We start from the raw sequence: 23211 nt of genomic DNA on the forward strand, positions 1-23211 counted from the left end.
AAGTGGCCCTCGATTCCCCCATCACCCGTAAATCGGGGATGGGCAAAGCGCGCACTCTGCGCCCGCTGACACGCAAGCCGAAGAAGCTCGACGCGGAACCGACCGTGTTCGAGGCGAAGCCCGGTGCCGGTGGTCCCGTCTTTCGCGCGGCGAAGCAGGGAGCATCCGCCGCCAAGGGCTCGACCCGCGGCTCGGCCGACCCGACGTCGACCGACGACGAGGGCGAACTCGAGCTGGCCGTCGCGGCCGAAGTGCCCACCGATTCGAGCGCACGCGCACTCGCACGTCAGATCACCGCACGCCTGGCGATTCCTCGGCCGAAAAAGAACGCGCAGGCCAAGCGCGGAGCCGGGTCGCTCGCCAGCCTGCCGTACCGCGGCGGGTCAGATGAGATCGACCTCGACAAGACGATCGAGTTGCTCGCCGAGCATCCGGTGCCCGACGACGAAGACATCATCGTGCGCGACCGAGTTCGCACGAAGCGCTCCGTTGTGCTCGCCGTGGATGTCTCGGGCTCGATGAAGGGCGACCGCTTGCAGTCCGCAGCGGCCACCGTCGGCGCCGTTGCGGCCGAGCTGCAGAAGGATGCGCTCTCGGTGATCGCCTTCTGGTCAGACGCAGCCGTGCTGCTGAACCTCGGGCAGCCCGTCAAGCCGATGGAGCTGCTCGACTCGATACTGCGGATGCCCGCCCGCGGCCTCACGAACGTGTCGTTCCCTCTCGAGCTCGCCGCCCGCCAGCTTTCCCGGGTGCCGGCTCGGGATGCCCGGGTGATTCTCTTGTCGGACTGCGTGCACAACGCCGGCCCCGACCCGCGCATCATCGCGGCACGACTGCCCCGGCTCGACGTGCTCATCGACGTGAGCGCCGAGAAAGACGTCGAGCTCGGTCGCGAACTCGCTTCTGCAGGGCACGGCACCGCCCGGCTGGTGCACAACTATCGCGATGTGGCGCCGGCGCTCAGCGCCATCTTCCATTCCTGACTCGAGCCGTCTCTAACGCCCGAGTCACCCACCATTTCAGACCCGAACACAGCACACGAATACAAGGAGACACGACCACATGGCTAAGAACGCCTGGTTCGAAACCGTTGCCGAAGCGCAGCGGCGCGCGAAGAAGAGACTGCCCAGCTCGGTGTACGGCGCCCTCGTCGCCGGCTCGGAGAAGGGCATCACGTACAACGACAACATGAAGGCGTTCTCGCAGATCGGGCTCGCCCCGCACGTCGCCGGGCACAAGGCCGAACGCGACCTGAGCACGACGGTGATGGGCATTCCGATCTCGCTGCCCGTCATCATCTCGCCCACCGGCGTGCAGGCGGTGCACCCCGACGGCGAGGTGGCGGTGGCCCGGGCATCCGCCAACCGCGGCACCATCATGGGGCTGAGCTCGTTCGCGTCGAAGCCCGTCGAGGCGGTCGCCGAAGCGAACCCGAACACCTTCTTTCAGATGTACTGGAGCGGTTCTCGCGACGCCATGGTGCAGCGCATGGAGCGGGCGAAGGCGGCCGGCGCCAAGGGCCTCATCTCGACCCTCGACTGGTCGTTCTCGAACGGGCGCGACTGGGGCAGCCCCACCATCCCTGAGCGCATGAGCCTCAAAACGGCGATCTCGTTCGCCCCGAACGTGCTGCCGCACCCGAAGTGGCTGCTCACCTTCGCGAAGTCGGGCCGCATTCCCGACCTCACTGCCCCGAACCTCACCCCTCCTGGTGGCGAGGCCCCGACCTTCTTCGGCGCCTACTATGAGTGGATGCAGACCCCGCCGCCCTCCTGGGAAGACGTGGCCTGGCTGCGCGAGACCTGGGGCGGCCCGTTCATGCTGAAGGGTGTCTCGCGGGTCGACGACGCTCACCGCGCGGTCGATGCCGGCGTGACGGCGATCTCGGTCTCGAACCACGGTGGCAACAACCTCGACGCCACCCCCGCCACCATTCGGGTGCTGCCGTCGGTCGCTAACGCGGTCGGCGACCAGATCGAGGTGCTGCTCGATGGCGGAATCCGCCGCGGCAGCGACGTCGCCAAGGCACTCGCCCTCGGCGCCCGCGCCGTGATGATCGGCCGCGCCTACCTCTGGGGCCTCGCCGCCAACGGCCAGGCCGGTGTTGAAAACGTCTTCGACATTCTGCGCGGCGGTCTCGACTCGGCCGTGCTCGGGCTCGGCCACTCGAACATTCACGAACTCAACCCCGAAGACCTCGTGATTCCGTTCGACTTCGAGAAGACGCTCGGCGGGTCGCACCCGCTCATCCCCGCGAAGTGAGCGAAGTCGGCCGGCGCGATCTGGCAACCCTCTCGGTGACGACGCTCGGCGTCGGCACCCCGGGGGTGGCGGATGCCCGGCCGACCGTGCTCGTTCCGACCGGGTCGACCGAGCAACACGGGCCGCACCTGCCGTTCGCCACCGACACCGTGATCGCGGCGGCGGTGGCGAGCGCCGTGGCCGAGCGGCTCAACACGTCGGCGGACGCGGAGGGTGCCGCCGGGTCTAGTGCTTCGGTGTCTGGTGCCTCAGCATCTGGTGCCTCAGCATCTGGTGCCTCAGCATCTGGTGCCGCCGCATCCGGCGCTTGGGCGCCTGGCGCCTCGCATTTTGTCGTCGCCCCAGCGCTGCCCTACGGCGCGAGCGGCGAGCACCAGCCGTTCGCCGGAACCGTGTCGATCGGCCACGACGCCTTGAAGGTCGTTCTGGTCGAACTGGTACGCTCGCTCTCGACGTGGGCGGGGCGCATCGTGTTCGTCAACGGGCACGGCGGCAATGTTCCTTCGCTCATGGAGGCCGTCATGGCCATGATCGGCGAGCAGCACAGCGTCTCGTGGGTGACCTGCAGCGCTCCCCTGGCCCAGTCGCCCATCGATCCCGCCACCGATTCGCACGCGGGCCGCATCGAGACGTCGCTGCTTCTGCACCTCGCGCCGAGCACGGTCGACATGGCCCTCGCGGTGCCGGGCAACACCGATACTCTCGGCACTCTGCTGCCCATCATGCGCACCGGCGGAGTTGCGGCCGTCTCGCCCAACGGGGTACTCGGCGACCCGACCAACGCCACTGCGGCAGAGGGTGCCCAGTTCTTCGAAGCGATCGTGTCATCGGTAACCGACCTGATCGCCGGCGGCGCGACGGATGCCCGCGGGCGCCTCATCGCACGGCAGAGCACCCCCGCGTGAGCGTGCCACCCGCGCCGGCCGTCGCGTCTGCTCTGCCGCTCGGCTTCACCGTCGCACTGAACCACCGCGTTCGCGTCAGAGAGAACGGCCGCGTGCTCATCGGCGGATCGCCGACCCGAGTGCTGTACCTCACCGAGGCGGCTCAGCGCCTCTTCGTGGGCCGTCGCCTCGCGGTGTCGAGTGCCGCTTCCCGCACGTTGGTCAACCGGCTGCTCGACGCGGCGATGGCCGAGCCCATCGAAGAGACGCTTCCGGAGTTCGGCGACGACGACTTCACCTGGGTCGTTCCGGTGCGCGACCGGCCTGCCGCGCTCGAGCGGCTGCTGCAGAGCCTCGGCCACGGGCATCCGGTGGTCGTCGTCGACGACGACTCGAAAGAACCGGCGGCCGTCGAAGAGGTGGCTCGGGGGTTCGGCGCGCGCTATCTGCATCTCGACGTCAATGTCGGGCCCGGCGGTGCGCGCAACGCTGGCCTCGCCGTGGTCGAGACACGGTTCGTCGGGTTCGTCGACTCCGACATCGTGATCGAGCCGGGGGCCGCCGAGATCTTGCTCAAGCACTTCGTCGATGACCACGTCGCTCTCGCTTGCCCGCGCGTGCTCGCGCTGCCCGAACCGGGCGGAACCGGCTGGATCGCCCTCTACGAAGAGGCCCGCTCGTCGCTCGACCTGGGTCGCCGGCCGGCCACCGTGCGACCGCGCTCCGAGGTCTCGTGGGTGCCGAGCGCGTGCCTGGTGGCGCGCGTGGCCGCGATCGACGGTGGCCGTGGCCGGGACAGTGGCCTTGGCACCGGCCGTGGCACCGAAACCGACGGGGCCGACTCGACAGCGGGCTTCGCCGCCGGGCTGCGCGTCGGCGAAGACGTCGACCTCGTCTGGCGCCTGGCCGAAGCCGGCTGGCGCGTGCGCTACGAACCCGCTGCCACCGTGCGCCACGAACACCGCACCGAACTCGGCGACTGGATGCTGCGCAAAGCGGTGTACGGCACCGGGTCGCTCGAGCTCGGCCGTCGTCATCCGCACGACATCGCCCCGGTCATCCTGGCGCCCTGGAGCGCCGCCCTCGTCGCCGCCGTACTCGCCCAGCGCCGCTGGTCGCTGCCCGTCGCTGCCGGTCTTTTCGTGTATGCCGCCGTCGGCATACGTCGCAAACTCGGCAGCAGCAGCCACCCGACCCGTCTCGCCATCACCCTCACCGCGCAGGGCACATCAGCCGCGCTCTCGCAGGGAATGGCCCTGCTGCTGCGGCACTGGTGGCCGCTCACCCTCGTCGGCTGTCTCTTCTCGAAGCGTCTGCGCCGCGCGGCGGTCGTCGCGGGCGTGGTCGACGCCGCCATCGAGTGGGTGCGAACGGATGCCCGGCTCGACCCCCTGCGCTTCGCTCTCGCCCGCCGGCTCGACGACCTCGCCTATGGCGGAGGAGTGTGGTTGAGCGCCATCAGGGGCCGCTCGGCCCGCGCCCTGCTGCCCGACATTCGCCGCAAGCGCTGACCCGCAAGCCGTATCGGGGCGCTGACCCGCCCCGACAGTCGCCCGGCCGGCTTCCCGCCACGCGCCCGTCATGGTCAAACAGCATCGGGGGCTTCGGTCGGAGACCAGCGGCTATATCCACGTATTGCGCGCATGTGCACTCTGCTCCGACCGAAGCCCCATGGAGTCACGGCCGGGGTGGGGTGACGGCGACGACTTACGACCGCCGGCAACGGCCGGCGGCCGACGGCGTGCTGTCAGTACAGCGTCGCCTCGTGCTCCTTCTCATACGCGCGGATGTCGCCCACCCGGCCGGCCCGCAGCTTCTCGGTGAACTCGGGGTCGGAGAGCACTGCGCGACCGAGCGCGACGAGGTCGAATTCGCCCCGCTCGAACAACTCCACCAGCGGCGCGATCGACAGCGAAGGCTGACGGTCGTCGCTCGCCTCCATGAAGGCACCGGCGACACCGACCGAGCCGAGGGCGATGGTCGGCAGGCCGGTGAGGTGCTTCGTCCAGCCGGCGAGGGTGCGGTCTGATCCGTCGAACTCAGGAAGCCAATAGCGCCGGGTCGAGGCGTGCAGCAGAGTCACGCCGGCGTCGACGAGGGGCGTGAGAATCTCGTCGAGCTCGGCTGCCGTCTCGGCGATGCGGGCATCGTAGTGCCCGCCCTTCCACTGCGAGAACCGAAAGTCGATGGGGTAGTCGGGCCCGACCTCGGCGCGAATGGCTGAGATGACTTCGGCCGCGAGCCGGGTTCGTCCAGACGTCTCACCGCCGAACCGGTCGGAGCGCCGGTTGGTCGCCGACCACAGAAACTGGTCGAGCAGGTAGCCGTGTGCCCCGTGCAGCTCGACGCCGTCGAAGCCGACCCGCTGGGCATCCACCGCGGCCCGAACGAACGAGGCGATGATCTCGTCGATGTCGGCGGCCGTGGCCACCTCGCCGCGCGGCTGGCCGTTGGCCGAGAGAGCCGACGGGCTGATGATCGGGGCGCTCGGGTTCAGCGGCGACTGCTGCGAACGAGTGACGCCGAGGTGCCAGAGCTGCGGAAAGATGCTGCCGCCGGCGGCGTGCACCGCGTCGACGACGACCTTCCAGCCCGCGAGCGCTTCATCGCCGTAGAACAGCGGAATGCGGTCGCTCGACCCGGCAGACGGATGATCGATGTAGGTGCCCTCGGTGACGATCAGCCCGAGGTGCGGGGCCCGGCGCGCGTAGTACTGCACCACGTCGTCACCCGGAATGCCGTTCGGCGACTGCGCCCGAGTCATGGGCGCCATCACGAACCGGTTCGACAGGCTGAGCTCCCCCGAGCGGAACGGGCTGAACAGCGGCGCGGGGTCGGTGTCGTCGAGAAGCGTGTGGATGATCGGTTCGGTGCCTGTGGCTGGTTCGGTTGTCGTCATAATGATGCGAACCCGCCGCCCGCGCCAGAGATTCCCCGAGGTTTCGGCGCGAGCGCGGTGGTTCGGCGCAGGCGCGGTGTTTCGGCGCCAGCGCGGTGGTTCGAACTACCGCGCACGCGCCGAAGTACCGCACCTGCGCCAAACCACCGCGCTTGCGGGCGACGGGCTCAGACCCGCGAAAGCCAGAGGGTCCACGAAAGTCAGTGGGCCCGCGAGGGTCAGAGGGCGCGCAGCAGGGGGGCGAGGTCGCGCTCGAACTGGGTCGCGAAGCGTTCTTGGTCGGCACCGGGTCCGTGGAAGACGAGGTGGTTGAAACCTGCGTCGACGTAAGGCTTGATCTGGGCGAGGGCGTCATCGGGGTTCGATACGACGATCCAGCGCTTCGCAACCTGCTCGATGGGCAGCGCGTCGGCCGCCTTCTCCATCTCGATGGGGTCTTCGATGTCGTGCTTCTGCTCGGGCGAGAGTGACAGCGGGGCCCAGAACCGGGTGTTCTGCAGGGCGGCGTCGGGGTCGGTGTCGTACGAGAGCTTGATCTCGATCATCCGGTCAATGTCGGAGTCGGTTCGCTCGGCCTGGGCCAGCCCCTCGGCGACCGCGGGGAGAAGCTTCTCGGTGTAGAGCTCCATGCCTTTACCCGAGGTGCAGATGAAGCCGTCGCCCGCGCGCCCGGCGTACCGCGCCACGACCGGGCCGCCGGCCGCGATGTAGATCGGCACGCCGCCCTCTGGCACGTCGTAGATGCTCGCGCCCACCGTGTGGAAGTATTCGCCCTCGTAGTCGACACGCTCGCCGGTCCAGAGTGCGCGCATGAGGTCGACCGCCTCACGCAGGCGCGCGAAGCGCTGCTTGAAGTCGGGCCATTCGCCCACGAAGCCGGTGGCGATCTCGTTGAGCGCCTCGCCCGTGCCGATGCCGAGCATCACGCGGTCGGGGTACAGGCAGGCGAGAGTGGCAAAGGCCTGCGCGATGACCGCGGGGTTGTAGCGGAACGTCGGTGTCAAGACCGATGTACCGAGCTGGATGCTCGTGGTGCGCTCGCCCACGGCCGCGAGCCAGGCGAGCGAGAACGGGGCATGCCCACCCTCGTGCCGCCAGGGCTGAAAGTGGTCGCTCACGGTTACACTGTCGAAGCCGTGTTTCTCGGCCTGCACCCCGATTTCGACAAGTTCTCGCGGGCCGAACTGTTCGGCAGATGCCTTGAGACCGAGTTTCACGATGCGCGACTCCTTTGTAGATGGCGACTCTTCACTCTACCGAACGGGTCTGACGACCGGCCCGGCCCGGGCCGGTCGACCGGGCGGATGCACCGTGCGCGGACGCACCGCGTCACGGCTGCACCAGCACCTTGAGTGCCGAGCGGTCATCCATCGCCCGATAACCCGCCAAAACCTCGTCGATCGAAACCGTGCGGTCGAAAACGCGGCCCGGCTCGATGCGCCCCTCGAGCACGTCGGGCAGCGCGGCCTCGATGTACGCACGAACGGGCGCGGGGCCCCCGGTGAGGGTGATGTTCGCGCCGAACAGGGCGTTCCAGCCCACGGGAGCGCGGTTGTACTGCGGAACACCGACGCGCGAGATCACGCCGCCCGGGCGCACGATGCCGTAGGCCTGCTCGTACGCCGGCATGAGGCCGACCGCCTCGAGCACGATGTGGCTGCCCTCGCCCCCGGTGAGCTCCCGCACGGCGGCAACACCCTCTTCACCGCGCTCGGAGACAACATCGGTGGCACCGAACTCGACACCGAGATCAGTGCGGGCGGTGTGCCGGCCCATCAGAATGATACGTTCGGCGCCCAGCCGCTTCGAGGCGAGCACCGCCGAGAGCCCCACGGCGCCATCTCCGATCACCGTGACCGTCTTGCCCGGCTCGACCCGCCCCTGGCGAGCGGCATGGTACCCGGTGAGGTACACGTCAGAGAGAGTGAGCAGCGAGGGGTAGAGCGCCTCATCGACGGCAGCCGGGACTTTCACCAGCGAACCGTCGGCCTGCGGTACCCGAATAGCCTCGGCCTGACCGCCGCCGACACCGCGGGCGCCGTAGTACCCACCGTGCGGGCACGAGGTCTGCACGCCTTCCCGGCAGAAGACGCAGGTGTTGTCTTGATACGTGAACGGAGCGATGACGAAGTCGCCCGCCTTCACGGTCGACACCGAGCCGCCGACCTCTTCGACCACTCCGATGTACTCGTGGCCCATCGGCTTCGGGTACCGCAGATCTTGCGCGGTGTGGAACGGATGCAGATCTGACCCGCAGATGCAGGCGAGCGTCACGCGCACAATCGCATCGGTGGGCTGCTGGATGATCGGGTCGGGCACGCTCTCGACACGAACATCGCCGACACCGTACAGATAAGTCGCTCTCATCCCCCCAGTTTTGCAGACGGTGCTGCCACCCGTTGTGGCGCGACCGACCGCCTCGCACCTCCTCGGGTGGCTTCCGCACGATCGACTTTGCAAAAAAGCCCCCAAAGACGCGCGGAAAGGGGCTTTTTCGCCAACTGGATCGAGACTTGCGAGAGGCTACGGCACCGGCTGAACATGGTTGACTAGTTCGGAACGGGAGAGGGAGGGAGTGGGAGAGAAAGAGGGAGAGGGAGGGAGGGGTTGCCGAGAATGCTGAAGCGGACGATGCGGGCCGCGCGCCTGCTGCCCGGCGCAACGAGGCTGACCATCGGCGACGTTGCGGTGCCGGTGGTGCGGCCGGGCTGGGTTCTGCTCGAGGTGCGGGCGGCCGGGCTGTGCCATACCGACATCCATGTCATGCACGGTGTCGAGTTCAGCACGAAGCGCGGAGCCGACTACGCGATCAAGCGCCCGCTGATTCTCGGGCACGAGGTGGCCGGCATCGTTGTCGAGGTCGGATCCGGCGACGACGCCGCACTCCTCGGCACACGGATGGCCGCGGGCGGCTGGGCCGGGCCGAGCACCACCCCGGGCATGCACTTCGACGGCGGTTTCGCGTCGTACTGCCTCATTCCGCGGGGCAAACTGGTGCCCATTCCCGACGCCGTCGACTTCGATGCCGCGGCCGTCGCCACCGACTCCATCAAGACCGCATACACCGCCGTGCGCCGAACCGCCGGGGTGCGGTCGGGCGAGAACGTCGGCATCATCGGGCTCGGCGGCCTCGGCATGAGCGCGCTGAGAACGGCGGTTCTGCTCGGCGCCAGGGCGTACGGAGTCGACATCAGCGCAGCCCGCCGCGACGCCGCTCGAGCAGCGGGGGCCACCGACTGCTTCGAGAGTGTCGACGAACTCACCGACGCGGGAGGAGTCGGTGTCGACGCCATCGTCGACTTCGTCGGCGGCGAGACCACTGCCGCCGCGGTCGAAGCGGTGAACGAGAACGGACGCGTGGTGCTCGTCGGCCTGGGCGACACCAGCCTCACGATCGACCCGCGTGCCCTCGTGCTCGGCCGCAAGTCGCTGATCGGCTCACTCGGGTCGCAGAACACGGCGGATTTTGTGGCCGTACTCGATGAACTCGGCCGCGCGAACCTGACCCCCGAGATCGAGGTCATACCGTTCGACGACCTCAACGCCGGCTACGACAGGCTGAGCAGGGGCGAGGTCAGTGGCCGGCTTGTCGTGCATCCGCCGCAGCCTGCCTGAGCAGGATGCCCTTCGCCCGCTCGGTGACGGGGCGATCGACGAGTTGACCCCGCACCTGAGCCGCCCCACCTTCTGCGGCGAGCACCTCGGTCGCCCAGGCGACCTGGTCGACGGTGGGCGCGAAGCCCGCCGCAATCGGCTCGAGCTGGGCCGGATGGATCGCGAGCATGCCCCCGAATCCATTTCGCCGGGCGCGTGCCGCAGCGGTGCGCACCTTCTCGCCGTCGGTGATCTCTGTCGACGGAGACTCGACGGGAGCAGACCCGTCGCCCAGCCGGCCGGCCAGCACGAGGCGGTCGCGCGCGTGATCGAGCACAGAGGAGTCGGGCTCCGCCCCCACATCGAGCGCGAAGTCGAGGGCACCGAAGGCCAGCCGAGTCAGCCCGGGAATCGCCGCGATCTGCTCGGCGGCGGCCACCCCGCGCGCACTCTCGATCAGCGCGATGAGGGCGAGTTCGACCGGCAGTCGCCGGCGCAGATCGTGCAGCGCAACGGGGTCTTCGGCCTTGGCGACCATGAGCCCGCTCAGGCCGTGACCCGTGAGCATCGTCAGGGAGAGCAGCGCGGTGATCTGGGCTTCGAAGAGCGGCGAGCCCGACGGATGCACGCGCACCAGTGCCACGATGTCGGCCTGCTCGTGTGCAGGCCGAGCCGAGAGGGTCGACACCGTGTTCGCCAAAGCAGCATCGGCGTTCGCCGGGGCGACGGCGTCTTCGAGATCGACGATCACCGCGTCGGCACCCGCAGACGCGGCCTTGACGAAGCGGTCGGGCCGATCGCCCGGTACGAACAAGAAGGTCACAGCATCGCGAGGATGCACGTGGAAGGAGTGCTTCACGTAACTACTATACATAGCTAACTATTTTCATTAGATTACAGAGCGAGCACTCATCGGGGAGTGCTTCTGCGCATTCGACAGGGGTGCGCAGTGCAGACGAAGAGGTGAACAGCAGTGGGTCGATCTGTCGTGGTGGTCGGAGCCAGCGGGCTCATCGGCAGTGCTGCTGTTCGGGAATTCGCCGACAACGGCTGGCACGTCACCGCCGTCTCACGTCGACGGCCCAACGTGCCGGCCCAGACCCCGTACATCCACCTCCCGCTCGATCTGCTCGATTCGACCGCAACCGCCGAGGCTCTGAAGGGTCTGGCGCCGGTATCGCACCTCGTCTACGCCGCCGCCTTCGAGAAGCCCGGTCTGGTTGCCGGATGGTCGGATCCCGAGCAGATGCAGACGAATCTGCTCATGCTGCAGAACGTGCTCGGGCCGCTCACCGCCGCCGGAAGCCTCGAGCATGTCACTACCATGCAGGGAACGAAGGCGTACGGGGTGCACCTGCATGCCATCCCGATTCCCGCGCGAGAGCGGTATGCACGTGACGACCACGCCAATTTCTACTGGCTGCAAGAAGACCTTCTGAAGAGTTCGGCCGCCCAGAACGGATTCGGCTACACGATCTTTCGGCCGGTGCAAGTGGTCGGACCCGCCTACGGCGTGGCCTACAGCACCCCTCCGGTGATCGGCGCCTACGCCGCGATCTGCCGCGAGGAGGGGCTGCCGTTCGGCTTTCCGGGTGGCAACATCAACCCCGTTCGGCAGTCGGTCGACGTCGAACTCGTCGCGCAGGCGATTCGCTGGGCAGCCGATGCGCCCACCGCACGGGGCCAGCACTTCAACCTCACCAACGGCGAAGTGTTCTCGTGGCAAGAGCTCTGGCCCTCGTTCGCCGAGGTGTTCGGCATAGAGGCGGCAGAGCCCAGCCCCGTGAGTCTTGGCCGCTTTCTGCCCGAACACGCCGAGACGTGGAACCGCATCGTGCGGCGCTACGACCTTCAACCACTGTCGATTCTCGACGTGGTCGGCAAGTCGCACCTGTATGCCGACTACACCTTCGGCTTCGGGGTCGAGACCCAGCCACCCCCTTCTCTCGTGAGCACTGTCGCGGTGAAACAGGCCGGCTTCGGCGAGGTACGCGACACCGAGGCCGTGTACCGCAACGCGCTCGAGTCGCTGATCGCGCAGCGAGTGCTGCCGGGCATCCACCCGCTTTCTGCCGGGAGATGACCGAGCCCGGCGCGGCGGTCTCACCCGACACGCCCCGACCGCTCGGTCCGATACTGCGCCAGCTGACCCCCTCGGTCTTTCTGCCCGCGATGATCTACGAGATCGGCAATGGCGCGATCGCCCCGATCGTGGCACTCACGGCCGTCGGGCTCGGTGCCTCGCCGGCGCTGGCCGCACTCGTCGTGGGATTCTTGGGAATCGGGCGGGTTCTCGGCGACATTCCGGCGTCGTGGCTGGCCGAGCGCATCGGTGATCGGCGGGCGATGGTGGTCGCCGCGTCTCTTGAGACCGTGGCGCTGCTCGGCTGCTTCTTCAGCCCCTCCATCGCCCTCTTCGCTCTGGCGCTGTTGATCTCCGGCATGGCGACCGCCACGTTCTACCTCGCCCGGCAGTCGTATCTGGCCGATGTCGTCGCCGTGGCACACCGGGCCAGGGCCATGTCGACGCTGGGCGGTTCGCACCGCATCGGGCTCTTCATCGGGCCGTTCATCGGGGCGCTCTTCGTGGGAACCTTCGGTCTCTCCAGTGCGTACCTCGTGGCCATCGGGGCGACCATAGCGGCGGCGGTACTGCTGCTCTCGATCGCAGACCTCGAGCCGCCGAGCCATACCGCCGCCGTGCGTGCAGACAAGTCGACCCGGGCCGTGCTGTTCGAGCACCGCCTCGTCTTCTCCACCCTGGGAGCGACCATGATCGGCTGCGGCGCAGTGCTGGCCGCGCGGCAGACCGTCGTGCCGCTCTGGGCCGAACACCTCGGCATCGGGCCGGCAGAAACGAGCCTTATCTTCGGCACCGCCGGCGCCGTGGAGATCGTGCTCTTCTACCCCGCCGGCAAGGTCGCCGATCGGTTCGGCCGGCTCGCCGTGGCTCTGCCCTGGATGATCGTGCTCGGTGCCGCGATCGTCGCCGTTCCCTTCACGGTGGGCCCCCTCTCGCTCACCGTGGTCGCCATCGTTATGAGCATCGGCAGCGGAATCGGCGCAGGCACCATCATGACGCTCGGCGCCGACGTGGCTCCGCTCATCGGGCGCCTGCGTTTCATCGGCATCTGGCGAGTACTCAGCGATTCGGGGTTCGCGGCCGGCCCCGCCGTGCTGTCACTGATCGCCGTCACGACCTCGCTCGCCGCCGGCATCGTGGTCATCGGTTCGGTCGGGCTGGGGGCAGCGGTTGCGCTGCGCGTGTTCGTGCCGCGGCACACCGACACGCGCCCCTCTCAGCCGCCGCGGACGCCGCGACCTCCCCAACCGCGGCCGCCGCAACCGCCACCCGAGCTGCTCGACTGATGCGGCCGCCGAGCTGCTGGCGTGCCGTCGCGACCGCTGCGACGCAGTCGTTCGGGTCGGCCAGGTCGGCGGTGAACACCGAAACGTCGGCGCCGAGATCGCTCGCCTGGCGAGCTACGTCGGCCAGGGCATCCGCGTTGCGGTCGACGAGTACGAGGCGCGGGGCGGGTTCGCGTGCGGCCAGCAGCGCGGTCGCACGCCCGACGCCACTCGCGGCGCCAGTGATCAACAGTCGTGTCATTCGGGCTAACCCTGCTTTCGTCCGTTGAGATACTACACCTAGCTAACTAATATCTGTAGGCTGGTCATATGCCCTTTCTGAAGACCAACGGCGGCGAGATCTACTACGAGAGCAGCGGAGAACGCGAGAACCCGGCGCTCGTGCTGCTGCACGCGGGCGTTGCGACGCTTCGCATGTGGGATGCCCAGGTCGACGACCTGGCAGCCGACCACTTCGTGCTGCGGTTCGACTCGCGCGGCTACGGCCGCACCACGAGCGACGAGAATCCCTATCGTGAGCACGACGACACGATCGCGCTGCTCGACCACCTCGGCATCGCCTCGGCGACGCTCATCGGCGCGTCGAGGGGCGGCATGATCGCGGTCAATACTGCCCTCGAGCATCCCAATCGGGTAGCCGGGGTCGTCACGATCGGGTCGGGCATCGAGGGGTTCCCGGCGACCACATTCACCCCAGAAGAGCTCGCGTGCTTCGAACAGATCGCCGCCCTCAAAGCGGCAGACGACACAGCGGCAGCGAAGGAGGCGGAGCGTCGGCTCTGGGCCTTCGGCCTCGACCGCCGCGCCGAAGAACTCGACCCCGGCTTCATCGCGCTCGTCGCCGAGCTCGATCGCCCGAACCTCGAGCGAGCAGCCGAACGGCTCACCGCCCTGCCGCTGGAACCCTCGGCCTACAGCCGGCTCGAGACCCTCGCGGCACCGGTTCTGGTGACTGTGGGCGACTTCGATGTATCGCGCATGAACATCATCGCCCGCGCCCTCGTGCAGACTCTGCCTCAGGCCGAGGCCGCCCACTTCGCGCACTCGGCCCACCTGCCGAGCGTCGAAGAGCCGGCGGAGTTCTTACGCGTGCTGCGTAGCTGGCTGGGCCGCCACGCGCTCTGAGCCGGCTTACGAGGGCCGGGCTAGACGCGAGCGAGCTGGCGGTCGAGCCAGGCCAGTGTGCAGGCCGCCTCAGCGCGCCTGCCAGACCGGCGGCCGCTTCTCGACAAAGGCCTGCGCACCTTCCACCGCGTCTGCCGAAGCGAAGATCTCAGCCACCGTCTGATCGATGTCGACCCACGGCTCGTCGCGCCAGGCCGACTGATTCGCCCCCTCGTAGACGAGGCGTTTCGTCGCCTGAACGGCCAGCGGCGCATTCGCCGCCATCACCTCGGCCAGCGCGAGCGCAACGTCGACGTGAGTGCCGACCGGCGCGACCTCGTTCACGAGCCCCCACCTCTCGGCGACCTCCGCCGAGACCGGCTGGCCCGTGAGCAGCATACGCAGCGCGACCTTCTGCGGAATCTGCTGCGCAATACGCGGCACACCGCCACCCGCGGCGAACAGCCCTCGCGTGACCTCGGGCAGGCCGAGCCTGGCGCCCTCTTCGGCGACCACCAGATCGCAGGCCAGCGCGATCTCGAGCCCACCGCCGAGCGCGAACCCGTGCACCGCGGCGATGATCGGTTTGGCCGAGAAGTGCCGCACGAATCCGGCGAACCCCCACTCGGCGTGCTCGGGCGGAATCAAGCCCTCACCCGCACCGAGGGCCTTCAGGTCTTGACCGGCGCAGAACGCTTTGCCCGCGCCGGTGATCACGCCCACCCGCAGGTCGTCGTTCTCGTTCAGCAGCTCGACAGCGGCACCGAGCGCCGCCGCGAGCTCGTAGTTCACCGCATTACGCGCCTCGGGCCGGTTCAGCGTGATCAGCAAAACGTGCCCGCGGCGTTCGGCTCGAACGACTCCGTCGAGCAACACCCCCGATTCACCGGCCTGGTCAGTCATTCGCCTTCTCCTTCGGCACACGGATGATCAGGGCATCCCCTTGGCCCCCACCGCCGCAGAGTGCGGCCGCGCCGACTCCTCCGCCGCGCCGCTTCAGCTCGAGCGCCAATGTGAGCAGAATGCGGGCACCCGACATTCCGATCGGATGCCCGATCGCGATCGCTCCGCCGTTGACATTCACCCGGTCGAGATCGATTCCAAGCTGCGCCGACGACGCGAGTGCGACCGCGGCGAACGCCTCGTTGATCTCGATGAGGTCGAGATCTGACGGGTCGATGCCCTCTCTCGTGCAGGCGAGAGCGATGGCGTTCGCCGGCTGCGACTGCAGACTCGAATCGGGGCCGGCGACCATTCCGTGCGAGCCGATCTCCGCCAGCCAGGCGATTCCCTGGGCCTCGGCCGCGTCTTTGTCCATGATGATAAGGGCACAAGCGCCGTCGGAGATGGGCGACGCATTTCCGGCCGTGATGGTGCCGTTCGGCCGAAACGCCGGGCGCAGAGTACCGAGCGTGCTGACGGTCGTCTCGGGCCGAATGCTTTCGTCGCGGCTGACGAGAATCGCATCGCCCTTGCGCTGCGGCACCGACACCGGCACGACCTCGTCGTCGAACAACCCGTTCTGCCAGGCAGCGGCTGCGCGCTGATGCGAGGCGGCCGAGAAGGCGTCTTGCGATTCTCGGCTCACCGGATCGTCGTCGTTGACCCGCTCAGTGAGCAGGCCCATCGCCTCATCGGTGAACGAGTCTTCGAGCCCGTCGATCGCCATGTGGTCGACCATCGTGATCTCGCCGAACTTGGTGCCCGTGCGCGACCCTTTCAGAAGATGCGGCGCGCGTGTCATCGACTCTTGACCCCCTGCGACGATCACCTCGAAGTCACCCGTGCGAATGAATTGGTCGGCCATGATGACGGCCTGGATGCCCGACAGACACACCTTGCTCACTGTGGTCGAGGGCACCGACATGCTCACCCCGCCCTTTTGTGCGGCCTGCCGCGCCGGCAACTGACCGGCCCCGGCGGTGAGCACTTGGCCCATGATGACGTACTCGACGGCGGAGGCGGGAACCGCGGCGCGTTCGAGAGCGGCCGTGATGGCGATTCCGCCGAGGTCGGCGGCGTCGAACGACGAGAGGCCGCCGAGCAGCTTTCCGATGGGGGTGCGCGCCCCCGCCACGATGACGGAACTCATTGTTGTACCTCTTTCACTTCGATCCTTCGCGAAACCGTGGGCCGATCGGTGCTCACTGCGGGGCCATGCGCAAGGCGCCGTCGAGCCGAATCGTCTCGCCGTTGATGTAGTCGTGCTGGGCGATCATCAGCACGAGCTTCGCGTATTCCTCCGGCCGGGCGAGGCGATGCGGAAAGGGCACTCCGGCGGCAAGGGAGGCGTTGACCTCTTCGCCGAGCGCGGCCAGCAGAGGAGTGTCGACGATTCCGGGTGCGATCGTATTGACCCGGATGCCGTACCGGGCCAGGTCACGCGCGGCCGGGAGGGTCATGGCGATCACGCCGCCCTTCGAGGCCGCATACGCGATCTGGCCGATCTGGCCCTCGTAGCCGGCGATCGACGCCGTATTCACGATCAGGCCACGCTGGCCGTCTTCGTCGGGTTCGGCACGGGCGATGACCTCCGCCGCGAGCCGAAGAACATTGAACGTGCCGACGAGATTGATAGAGATGGTCTTCTCGAACAGACCGAGCTCGTGGGCGCCCTTCGACGAAATGATGCGCCGAGCCGGCGCGATTCCCGCACAATTCACCGCAAGCCGAAGTGGCGGATCGGTGGCACCGATGGTCGACAGCGCCGCGAGAACCGCTTCTTCGCTGGTGACGTCGGCGCCGACCAACCGGATGCCCGCACGGTTCTTGCCCGCATGTGCCTCCACTGCGCTGGGCAGGTCGAGCCCGATCACCGACGCACCCTCTGCTGCGAGTGCCGCGGCGGTCGCCGCGCCCAACCCCGATGCAGCGCCTGTCACCAGCGCAGTGATTCCCGAGATCTGCATGATTTCTCCGTTTCGTTAGTGCTGTGACGTCGTTAGTGCTGTGACGTCAGTCGAGTGTGAGTGCGGTGGCGTCAGTTCACTGCGGTGACGTCACCGCGAGCCACGAACGTACCGCAATCATCGACGACCCGTACGCTCGCGTTACCATCGTCATCGGTCGGTTCGCCGACGGTCAAGATCTGTGCGCCGGTCGCCGGCTTGAGCAGCCGGTACGCGAACTCGTGGCCGATCAGTTCGGTGCCGCGAGCGCCCAGAGCCGCCGCCATGAGCAGAATCTGCAGCGGCCCATGGATCACGAGCCCCGCATGCCCCTCCGACTTCGCAAACGCCTCGTCGTAGTGGATGCGATGCGAATTCGACGTGTACATCGAGAACAGGAACAGCGCGACGGGGTCGGCCGCGAACCGAAGCTCCTCCGAGAGCAGCGCCGGGGCGGGGGCTGCCGGCTCATCGCGCGCGACTCGTGGCACTCCTGCCCGGGCATTCGTCGGCGCGGCCGACAGCGGCCGATAGACGATGTCGTGCTCCTCGCTCACGACGAGTTCACCGTTCTGCGCGAATTCGTGGCGCACGGTCACGAAGGTCAGCGGGCCCGACGAGCCGACCTTCTCGACGGTCTTCACCACCCGGCTCGTCTTGGTCGTCTCCACGCCGAACGCCAACGGGCGCACGTGCTGGGTGCGGCCCCCGGCGAACATGCGCGAGTGGGGCGTCTTCGGCGGCTCGGGCATTCCGTGCAACGGATGCCCGTCGACACCGAGTTCGTCTCTGCGCCACCGATCAAGGAGGTAGATGGCGTGCCACATCGGCGGCAGGCCCTCGCGGACATCGCCGAGTTCAACACCGAGAAGCGCCCCGAGCGCGACGGCCGGTTGTACCTGCAGCACCCCCGTGTGCGTCACAACTCCCGAGGTCATCTCAGAGCACGACTCGCAGCTCTTGGGGGGCCCGCATCTTGACACCCTCTTCGACCGGCACAAAACCGTCGGCAAGGCGCATGTCAGGAAAACGGTCGAGCAGCGCGTTCACGCCGATCTCGAGCTCGTTCTTCGCCAGCATCGCTCCGACGCAGGCGTGCACGCCGAAGCCGAACGCGAAGTGCTCGCCCGAACCGCTGAACGCCTTATCGTGCTTGAAGTCGGTGCGGTACGGATCGAACGTCTCTGCGTGTTCGAAGCGACGCTCGTCGCGGTTCGCCGACGCCATCACGAGGTGCACCAACGAGCCCGCCGGAATGGCGACTCCCTGAACTTCGACATCTTCTGAGACGACACGGCCATTCATCTGCGACGGCGGCGTGACTCGAAGCGTCTCACTGATCACCGGAGTCACGAGGGAACGGTCATCCCGAACCGCCTCGAAGAACGACCGATCGGTCAGAATGTGCCGAAAGATGCTGCCGAAAGTCTTGTCGGTCGTCTCGGCGCCCGCGTTGAGCAGTTGCGTGGCGTGCGTCTTCACCTCTTCGTCAGAGAGTCTTTCGCCTTCGACCTCTGCCGTGGCCAGGGTAGAAATGAGGTCGGTACCGGGGTTCGCCCGGCGTTGCTGGATGATCGGGTCGAGGTATTCGCGCAGCTCGACCCGAGCCTGAATACCGTTGCTGTGCACCTCGGGGTCTTTCGTGAGGTTGGCCAAGAAGGCGATCATGTGCCCGTACCAGCCGAGAAATTTGCTCTCGTCTTCTTTCGGCAGGTCGAGCATCGCCATGATCACCGAGACCGGCAGGTGGTGCGCGAAGTCTTCGAGAAGGTCGACCTCTTTGCCCGGTTCCATGGTCTCGATCAGCCCGTCGACGGTGTTCTGTACACCGCCGTCGAGAATCTGCCTGACGTTGCCTCTGATCAGGGGCATCCAGCTCTCAAGGCCCTCGCCCTTGAAGTTCGGGCTCACCAGCGCACGCTTGCGGGCGTGCTCACGACCTTCGAGCTGCAGCAGGCTGCGGCCGAACACCGGCTCGAGCTGCCACTCGTAGTTTCGCGAGGTGAAGACCGGGTTGCGATACGCCGCAGCGACGTCGGCGTGACGAGTGATCAAGAACGACTCGGTGCTCTCGTCGTAGTGCACGGGGTCGTCGGCGCGCAGCGCGCGGTAGACGGCGTACGGATCGGCCGATCCCTCTGGCGAGAGAAGAAGAGGAACGTTCGATGCAGTGATCGTAGACATGATCTCTCGATTCAGAACGCTGGCAGAAGCTGGATGTCTTCGCCGGCGCTGACGAACCAGCGCGTGACGTGGCGCTTGAAGAAACGCCACTTACCGTCGGCGCGGCGCTCGTACTCGTCGTCGTACGTGGCAGCGACGAAGCTGACCTTGCCGTCGTGGTGCTCGCAGATGGCGAAGCAGTCACTGCGCCCGGTGGCGGTGTCGGGCGAGGTGAACTCGACGACGTGGTTGGTGGTCCAGTGGTTCGTCGTCTTCCACGCGGCGTCGATGACCACGAGCGACTGCCGGATTCCCTCGGTGTTGAAGAAGTCACCTCGGCCGCCCGGAATCAGGTACGAGGCGTCGTCGTGCCAGAGCGTCATGAATTTCTCGACGTTCTGGCGATCGACGCCCTCGCAATACGCCGCCACCAGTGCGCTCAACTCGGTGCGGCTTTCGATCTCGTCGATGCGCTGCTCGAGAGACTTCTGTGCGGTCGTGGTGGTCATCTTCATACTCCCTTGTATTAAGCGGTGGTGCGTAGCAGGCGCGTCAGATCAGCGCAGGCGGTCGGGGTAGTCGGCGGGCAGGTCTTCGGCCGGCAGCGGTTCGATGTGGGCATCCACAACATAGCGGTCTTCGCCGAGCGCCTTGCCCTCGTCGTTGAACTTCCAGAAGACCACCGTGCGGCCGGCCAGCATGTAGTGGCGGCTGCTGTCGTCGTCTGCGTCGACAAAGCCGAGCTCTTTGGCGACGGCGGCGGTGAGAATCTGGCGGTACGAGCCGTCAGACATGATCTCGTCGTCGGAGATCATCAGGCGGTCTTTGATCGATTCGATGACATACGAACCGCTCTCGACCATGTGCTCGTAGTTCTCGACGACGGCCTTCATTCCCTTGGGCCCGGTGTCGCCGAGCACATTGTTGAACACGCCGAATTCGTGGTACTGCGGGTCTTCGCAGAGCGACGGGATGACCAGCGAGAGGTCGGCGATGACTTCACCCTTGGCGTGCAGAACGACCGCATCGAGCTGGCGGCGCTGACGCTCGTTCTGCGCCTTGTGCATGTGCGGTTCGTAGCTCTTGTAGGTGAGACTTGCGTCGAAATTCATCTTTGAATACTTCCATTAGAGAGAAACCCGAAGGGTTCCTCGAACCGGATTCGTAGGGGGCGGCTTCTCGAGTTCGAGTGCCGCCTTCTTGAGATACGTTACTATGTGAACTAATTTGAATCAAGCCGGATCGGCAGTTGTTTTGCGGCCTTTTCTGCGAAGTCGCGACGGCCGCGCGACGACCGCAGACAGCGGCGCCGAACGACAGTGTCGGCCCGCCGCAGAGGCAGGGCCGACACTGTGTTCATCACGTGCAGAGACGCTCAGCTCGCGTCGCGAGGAGTGCCGAGCACCAGCCCATACTTCGCAAGGCGCGAACCCTGGGTCGAGACGCTGAGCAGAATCGTCTTCTCTTCGGTGTAGTCGTTCATCGCAGACGAGCCGAGTTCGCGGCCGACACCGCTCTGCTTGTAACCGCCGAAAGGGTACTTCGATGTCGCGCAGTGAAAGTCGTTGATCCAGATGGAACCGGCTTCGATCTGACGTGCGACGGCCAGGGCCTTCTCGATGTCTTCGCTCCAGATGCCTGCGGAGAGCCCGTACTCGGTGTCGTTCGCGATCTCGATCGCCTGCTCGAGCGAGTCGTACTTGATGACCGTCAGCACCGGACCGAAGATCTCTTCACGCGCGATCTTCATGTCGTTGGTCGCGTCGACGAAAATCGTGGGCTCGACATAGTAGCCGTTCGCGAACTGCTCCCCTTCGGGAACGCCGCCGCCGATGACGACGCGCGCGCCGTCGGCTTTTCCCGATTCGATGTACGCCAGAACGCGCTTGCGCTGGTGATCGCTCACCAACGGGCCGACGTCGGTCAGGGGGTCGAGCGTGTCGCCCAGTCGCATCGTCTTGACTCGGGCAATGAGTCGGCTCACGAACTCGTCGTGAATCGACTCCGGCAGCAGCAGCCGCGTTCCCGACTCGCACGCCTGACCGGAGTGCATCATGAACGCCCAGATCGACCCATCGACGGCCGCGTCGAGATCAGCGTCTTCGAGAATGATGTTCGGGCCCTTGCCTCCGAGCTCGAGCACGACGGGCTTCAGGCGGGCGGCAGCGGCGGCCATCACCGTGCGGCCGGTGGCCGTCGAACCCGTGAACGAAACGTGTGAAACGTCTTTGTGCTCGGTGAGGTAGCTGCCGACATCTCTGCCCTCGCCCGTCACCACATTGAACACGCCGTCGGGAAGACCGGCGTCAGAGAGCGCCTTGGCCAGCTCCAGTCCCGTCACCGGCGTCTTCTCGTCGACCTTCAGCACGACGGAGTTACCGGCCGCCAGGGCCGGGATGGCCTTCCAGATCGCGAGCGCGGTCGGAGTGTTCCACGGCACGATGCCGAGGCAGACGCCGATCGGCTCGCGGCGCAGAATGCCCACGGCGAGCATCGGCTCCAAGACGGGCCCGGGGCGTTCCCACTCGAAGCGGCGCAGGTCTGCTGCGAACTGCCGGGTGTCTGCCACCGGCGAGTAGACACCGAACACGGCGCCCAAGCGCACGGGGATGCCCGATTCCTTTGTCGTCAGCACAGAGAGTTCGTCGATGCGTGCTTCCCATGCCGAGGCGAAACGCTCGAGCACGTCGGCGCGCTGTGCCGGCGACTGGTTCTTCCAGACGCCCGACTCGAACGACTCTTTGGCGGCCTTCACTGCGGCATCTGCGTGCTCGCGATTGCCTTTCGCTGCGGTGGCTACCAGTTCACCCGTTGCCGGGTCGATGATCGTGTAGCGTTCGTCGCTGTCTACCCACTGGCCGCCGATGAACAGCGGGTAATGCTTGATCTGCTGAGAGTCGAGGCTGGTCTCGGCTGTTTCAGACGTCATTGTCATGTGAATCCCTCACTCGTGATCTGGGTGTTCTACCAAGAGACGGGCCTCCGCTCGGAGACCGTCCCAGTCATCCTTTACCACGTGAACCAATCTGTCAACGAGTTCGTCGAATTAACAGCAAGAGCGCGCCCGGAGCTACCCGGACGCGCTCTTGTCAGAACTCGCGACAGCGTGTTACTTCACGCTGAATCCGGCGTCGACCGGAAGCGAGATACCCGTCACGTAGCGGCCATCGTCGCTGACGAGAAAGAGAATCGCGTTGCTGATGTCGACCGGGTCGACCATGCCGATGGGCATGAGGTTCGCGGCAGAGGCGACTCCCGCGGGGTTCTCTTCCATCCACCGGCCGAGGGCGTCGTTCAAGATCATGCCCGTTGCCACACCGGTGGGGTGCACCGCATTCACTCGAATGTTGTGAGGAGAGAGCCAGTTGGCGTACGTGCGCATCAGACCCACGACGCCGTGTTTCGCGGCGGCGTAACCGAGCCCTGCCGGGGATCCGTCTCCGCCTCGGCCCGACGACCCCTGGGTCGAACTCGTGAGCACGATGGCGCCGCCGGCATCGCGCGCGACCATGTCGGGAGCGATGAGGCTGATCGTGTTCCACACGCCGACGAGGTTCACGTCGATCACGTCGCGAAAGATCTCTTCGGGTGAGAAGTCTTTAACGCCGTGGTGAATGATGCCGGCGTTCGGCAGCACGATGTCGACGGGGCCGAGCTCGGCGACGCCCGCCTCATAGACGGCCTTGAGTGCGGGCTTATCGCGAACATCCGCCTGCCGGGCGTAGATGCGTCGGTCGAGGGCCTCGACCAGGCGAACGGTCTCGGCCAGGTCTTCCGGCGTCGAGAGCGGGTAGGGCACCGATGCGATCGGCGCGGCGATGTCGACAGCGATGATGTCGGCGCCCTCTTGCGCGAGACGGATCGCGTGGCTTCGGCCCTGGCCGCGCCCGGCGCCGGTGATGAAGGCGACTTTGCCGTCAAGTTTTCCCATGATGTCGTTCTCTCTCTTTCGTGAGGTAGGCGAACTGGGTCGAATCTGAGTCTTCAGTGATCCAGCCGGTGACGAAACGCTACACCATGCAAACTAATTTATTTCAGGTTGATTTCA

The 23211-nt window shown here is 66.9% G+C and carries 21 protein-coding genes and 1 pseudogene; 8 read left to right on the forward strand and 14 right to left on the reverse strand.

Translation table 11 applies throughout. From position 1 onward, the window contains the following. Positions 1-2 precede the first annotated feature (2 nt). The 4 genes from LQ955_RS14995 to mftF all read left to right on the forward strand — a co-directional run bounded on the left by LQ955_RS14995 (position 3) and on the right by mftF (position 4657). Positions 3-983 (forward strand): vWA domain-containing protein, encoded by a 981-nt coding sequence (locus LQ955_RS14995; RefSeq protein WP_231025304.1) that lies wholly within the window; start codon positions 3-5, stop codon positions 981-983. Positions 984-1062: 79 nt separating this feature from the next. Further along, on the forward strand, positions 1063-2262 hold the full coding sequence (mftD, locus tag LQ955_RS15000) for a pre-mycofactocin synthase MftD (protein WP_231025305.1): 1200 nt from the start codon (positions 1063-1065) through the stop codon (positions 2260-2262). Then, positions 2259-3167 (forward strand): mycofactocin biosynthesis peptidyl-dipeptidase MftE, encoded by a 909-nt coding sequence (gene mftE, locus LQ955_RS15005; RefSeq protein ID WP_231025306.1) that lies wholly within the window; start codon positions 2259-2261, stop codon positions 3165-3167. Before mftD ends, mftE begins: the two co-directional genes overlap by 4 nt. Continuing rightward, positions 3164-4657 (forward strand): mycofactocin biosynthesis glycosyltransferase MftF, encoded by a 1494-nt coding sequence (gene mftF, locus LQ955_RS15010; RefSeq protein WP_231025307.1) that lies wholly within the window; start codon positions 3164-3166, stop codon positions 4655-4657. Before mftE ends, mftF begins: the two co-directional genes overlap by 4 nt. A gap of 236 nt (positions 4658-4893) precedes the next feature. On the opposite strand, the gene LQ955_RS15015 is transcribed toward mftF, so the two are convergent. The 3 genes from LQ955_RS15015 to LQ955_RS15025 all read right to left on the reverse strand — a co-directional run bounded on the left by LQ955_RS15015 (position 4894) and on the right by LQ955_RS15025 (position 8412). Then, positions 4894-6045: an NADH:flavin oxidoreductase gene (locus LQ955_RS15015; protein ID WP_231025308.1), complete on the reverse strand. Its 1152-nt coding sequence runs from the start codon at positions 6043-6045 to the stop codon at positions 4894-4896. A 218-nt stretch (positions 6046-6263) separates the two neighbouring features. After that, positions 6264-7265, reverse strand: a complete 1002-nt coding sequence (fgd, locus tag LQ955_RS15020; RefSeq protein WP_231028165.1) for a glucose-6-phosphate dehydrogenase (coenzyme-F420) — start codon at positions 7263-7265, stop codon at positions 6264-6266. A gap of 109 nt (positions 7266-7374) precedes the next feature. After that, entirely contained in the window at positions 7375-8412 is a 1038-nt protein-coding gene (locus tag LQ955_RS15025; RefSeq protein ID WP_231025309.1) for an alcohol dehydrogenase catalytic domain-containing protein, read from the reverse strand. Between the two features lie 249 nt (positions 8413-8661). On the opposite strand from LQ955_RS15025, the gene LQ955_RS15030 reads away from it, so the two are divergent. Continuing rightward, positions 8662-9660, forward strand: coding sequence for a zinc-binding dehydrogenase (locus tag LQ955_RS15030; protein ID WP_231025310.1), 999 nt, complete (start codon positions 8662-8664; stop codon positions 9658-9660). Here LQ955_RS15030 and LQ955_RS15035 read toward each other — a convergent pair. After that, positions 9620-10498, reverse strand: a complete 879-nt coding sequence (locus tag LQ955_RS15035) for an HpcH/HpaI aldolase/citrate lyase family protein (protein ID WP_231025311.1) — start codon at positions 10496-10498, stop codon at positions 9620-9622. The two genes, LQ955_RS15030 and LQ955_RS15035, sit on opposite strands and share 41 nt — an antisense overlap. A 114-nt stretch (positions 10499-10612) precedes the next feature. Here LQ955_RS15035 and LQ955_RS15040 point away from each other — a divergent pair, with 114 nt between their 5' ends. Together LQ955_RS15040 and LQ955_RS15045 are read left to right on the forward strand one after the other, a co-directional pair. Next, positions 10613-11722, forward strand: coding sequence for an NAD-dependent epimerase/dehydratase family protein (locus LQ955_RS15040; RefSeq protein ID WP_231025312.1), 1110 nt, complete (start codon positions 10613-10615; stop codon positions 11720-11722). Further along, positions 11719-13008: an MFS transporter gene (locus LQ955_RS15045; protein WP_231025313.1), complete on the forward strand. Its 1290-nt coding sequence runs from the start codon at positions 11719-11721 to the stop codon at positions 13006-13008. The genes LQ955_RS15040 and LQ955_RS15045 overlap by 4 nt, the downstream gene beginning before the upstream one ends. A 16-nt stretch (positions 13009-13024) precedes the next feature. Here LQ955_RS15045 and LQ955_RS15050 read toward each other — a convergent pair. Further along, positions 13025-13249 (reverse strand): annotated as a pseudogene (locus tag LQ955_RS15050) (SDR family NAD(P)-dependent oxidoreductase); the annotation flags it as partial. A 68-nt stretch (positions 13250-13317) separates the two neighbouring features. Between LQ955_RS15050 and LQ955_RS15055 the strand changes: the two are divergent. Next, complete coding sequence (locus tag LQ955_RS15055; RefSeq protein WP_231025314.1) at positions 13318-14133, forward strand: alpha/beta fold hydrolase; 816 nt, start codon at positions 13318-13320, stop codon at positions 14131-14133. Positions 14134-14202: 69 nt separating this feature from the next. Here the strand turns inward: LQ955_RS15055 and LQ955_RS15060 are convergent, their stop codons facing one another. The 9 genes from LQ955_RS15060 to LQ955_RS15100 all read right to left on the reverse strand — a co-directional run bounded on the left by LQ955_RS15060 (position 14203) and on the right by LQ955_RS15100 (position 23094). Next, positions 14203-15015 carry a crotonase/enoyl-CoA hydratase family protein gene (locus tag LQ955_RS15060; RefSeq protein WP_231025315.1) on the reverse strand — a complete coding sequence of 271 codons (813 nt, stop codon included), beginning with the start codon at positions 15013-15015 and terminating at the stop codon, positions 14203-14205. Next, positions 15008-16204: an acetyl-CoA C-acetyltransferase gene (locus LQ955_RS15065; protein WP_231025316.1), complete on the reverse strand. Its 1197-nt coding sequence runs from the start codon at positions 16202-16204 to the stop codon at positions 15008-15010. The genes LQ955_RS15060 and LQ955_RS15065 overlap by 8 nt, the downstream gene beginning before the upstream one ends. A 52-nt stretch (positions 16205-16256) precedes the next feature. Beyond that, positions 16257-17021: an SDR family NAD(P)-dependent oxidoreductase gene (locus LQ955_RS15070; RefSeq protein WP_231025317.1), complete on the reverse strand. Its 765-nt coding sequence runs from the start codon at positions 17019-17021 to the stop codon at positions 16257-16259. A gap of 71 nt (positions 17022-17092) precedes the next feature. Next, positions 17093-17938, reverse strand: coding sequence for a mesaconyl-C4 CoA hydratase (locus LQ955_RS15075; protein ID WP_231025318.1), 846 nt, complete (start codon positions 17936-17938; stop codon positions 17093-17095). A gap of 1 nt (position 17939) precedes the next feature. Then, positions 17940-19184 carry a cytochrome P450 gene (locus tag LQ955_RS15080; RefSeq protein ID WP_231025319.1) on the reverse strand — a complete coding sequence of 415 codons (1245 nt, stop codon included), beginning with the start codon at positions 19182-19184 and terminating at the stop codon, positions 17940-17942. Between the two features lie 11 nt (positions 19185-19195). After that, positions 19196-19672: a nuclear transport factor 2 family protein gene (locus LQ955_RS15085; RefSeq protein WP_231025320.1), complete on the reverse strand. Its 477-nt coding sequence runs from the start codon at positions 19670-19672 to the stop codon at positions 19196-19198. Between the two features lie 48 nt (positions 19673-19720). Next, positions 19721-20275, reverse strand: coding sequence for a hypothetical protein (locus LQ955_RS15090; RefSeq protein ID WP_231025321.1), 555 nt, complete (start codon positions 20273-20275; stop codon positions 19721-19723). 263 nt (positions 20276-20538) lie between these two features. Next, the gene (locus LQ955_RS15095; protein ID WP_231025322.1) at positions 20539-22092 is read right to left on the reverse strand and encodes an aldehyde dehydrogenase family protein; all 1554 of its coding nucleotides are present in this window, start codon (positions 22090-22092) and stop codon (positions 20539-20541) included. A gap of 180 nt (positions 22093-22272) precedes the next feature. Further along, entirely contained in the window at positions 22273-23094 is an 822-nt protein-coding gene (locus LQ955_RS15100) for a mycofactocin-coupled SDR family oxidoreductase (protein ID WP_231025323.1), read from the reverse strand. Positions 23095-23211 lie beyond the last annotated feature (117 nt).

It is taken from the genome of Subtercola endophyticus (assembly GCF_021044565.1).
Lineage (GTDB): Bacteria > Actinomycetota > Actinomycetes > Actinomycetales > Microbacteriaceae > Subtercola > Subtercola endophyticus.

Bases quoted from the DNA above. Each gene is read 5' to 3' on its own strand.
- LQ955_RS15080 (WP_231025319.1), bottom strand. From the start codon at position 19,184: ATGTCTACGATCACTGCATCGAACGTTCCTCTTCTTCTCTCGCCAGAG.
- LQ955_RS15070 (WP_231025317.1), bottom strand. From the start codon at position 17,021: ATGCAGATCTCGGGAATCACTGCGCTGGTGACAGGCGCTGCATCGGGG.
- LQ955_RS15095 (WP_231025322.1), bottom strand. From the start codon at position 22,092: ATGACGTCTGAAACAGCCGAGACCAGCCTCGACTCTCAGCAGATCAAG.
- LQ955_RS15045 (WP_231025313.1), top strand. From the start codon at position 11,719: ATGACCGAGCCCGGCGCGGCGGTCTCACCCGACACGCCCCGACCGCTC.
- LQ955_RS15065 (WP_231025316.1), bottom strand. From the start codon at position 16,204: ATGAGTTCCGTCATCGTGGCGGGGGCGCGCACCCCCATCGGAAAGCTG.
- LQ955_RS15025 (WP_231025309.1), bottom strand. From the start codon at position 8,412: ATGAGAGCGACTTATCTGTACGGTGTCGGCGATGTTCGTGTCGAGAGC.
- LQ955_RS15055 (WP_231025314.1), top strand. From the start codon at position 13,318: ATGCCCTTTCTGAAGACCAACGGCGGCGAGATCTACTACGAGAGCAGC.
- LQ955_RS15100 (WP_231025323.1), bottom strand. From the start codon at position 23,094: ATGGGAAAACTTGACGGCAAAGTCGCCTTCATCACCGGCGCCGGGCGC.
- LQ955_RS15090 (WP_231025321.1), bottom strand. From the start codon at position 20,275: ATGAATTTCGACGCAAGTCTCACCTACAAGAGCTACGAACCGCACATG.
- LQ955_RS15015 (WP_231025308.1), bottom strand. From the start codon at position 6,045: ATGACGACAACCGAACCAGCCACAGGCACCGAACCGATCATCCACACG.
- LQ955_RS15085 (WP_231025320.1), bottom strand. From the start codon at position 19,672: ATGACCACCACGACCGCACAGAAGTCTCTCGAGCAGCGCATCGACGAG.
- mftD (WP_231025305.1), top strand. From the start codon at position 1,063: ATGGCTAAGAACGCCTGGTTCGAAACCGTTGCCGAAGCGCAGCGGCGC.
- LQ955_RS15060 (WP_231025315.1), bottom strand. From the start codon at position 15,015: ATGACTGACCAGGCCGGTGAATCGGGGGTGTTGCTCGACGGAGTCGTT.
- LQ955_RS15075 (WP_231025318.1), bottom strand. From the start codon at position 17,938: ATGACCTCGGGAGTTGTGACGCACACGGGGGTGCTGCAGGTACAACCG.
- LQ955_RS15030 (WP_231025310.1), top strand. From the start codon at position 8,662: ATGCTGAAGCGGACGATGCGGGCCGCGCGCCTGCTGCCCGGCGCAACG.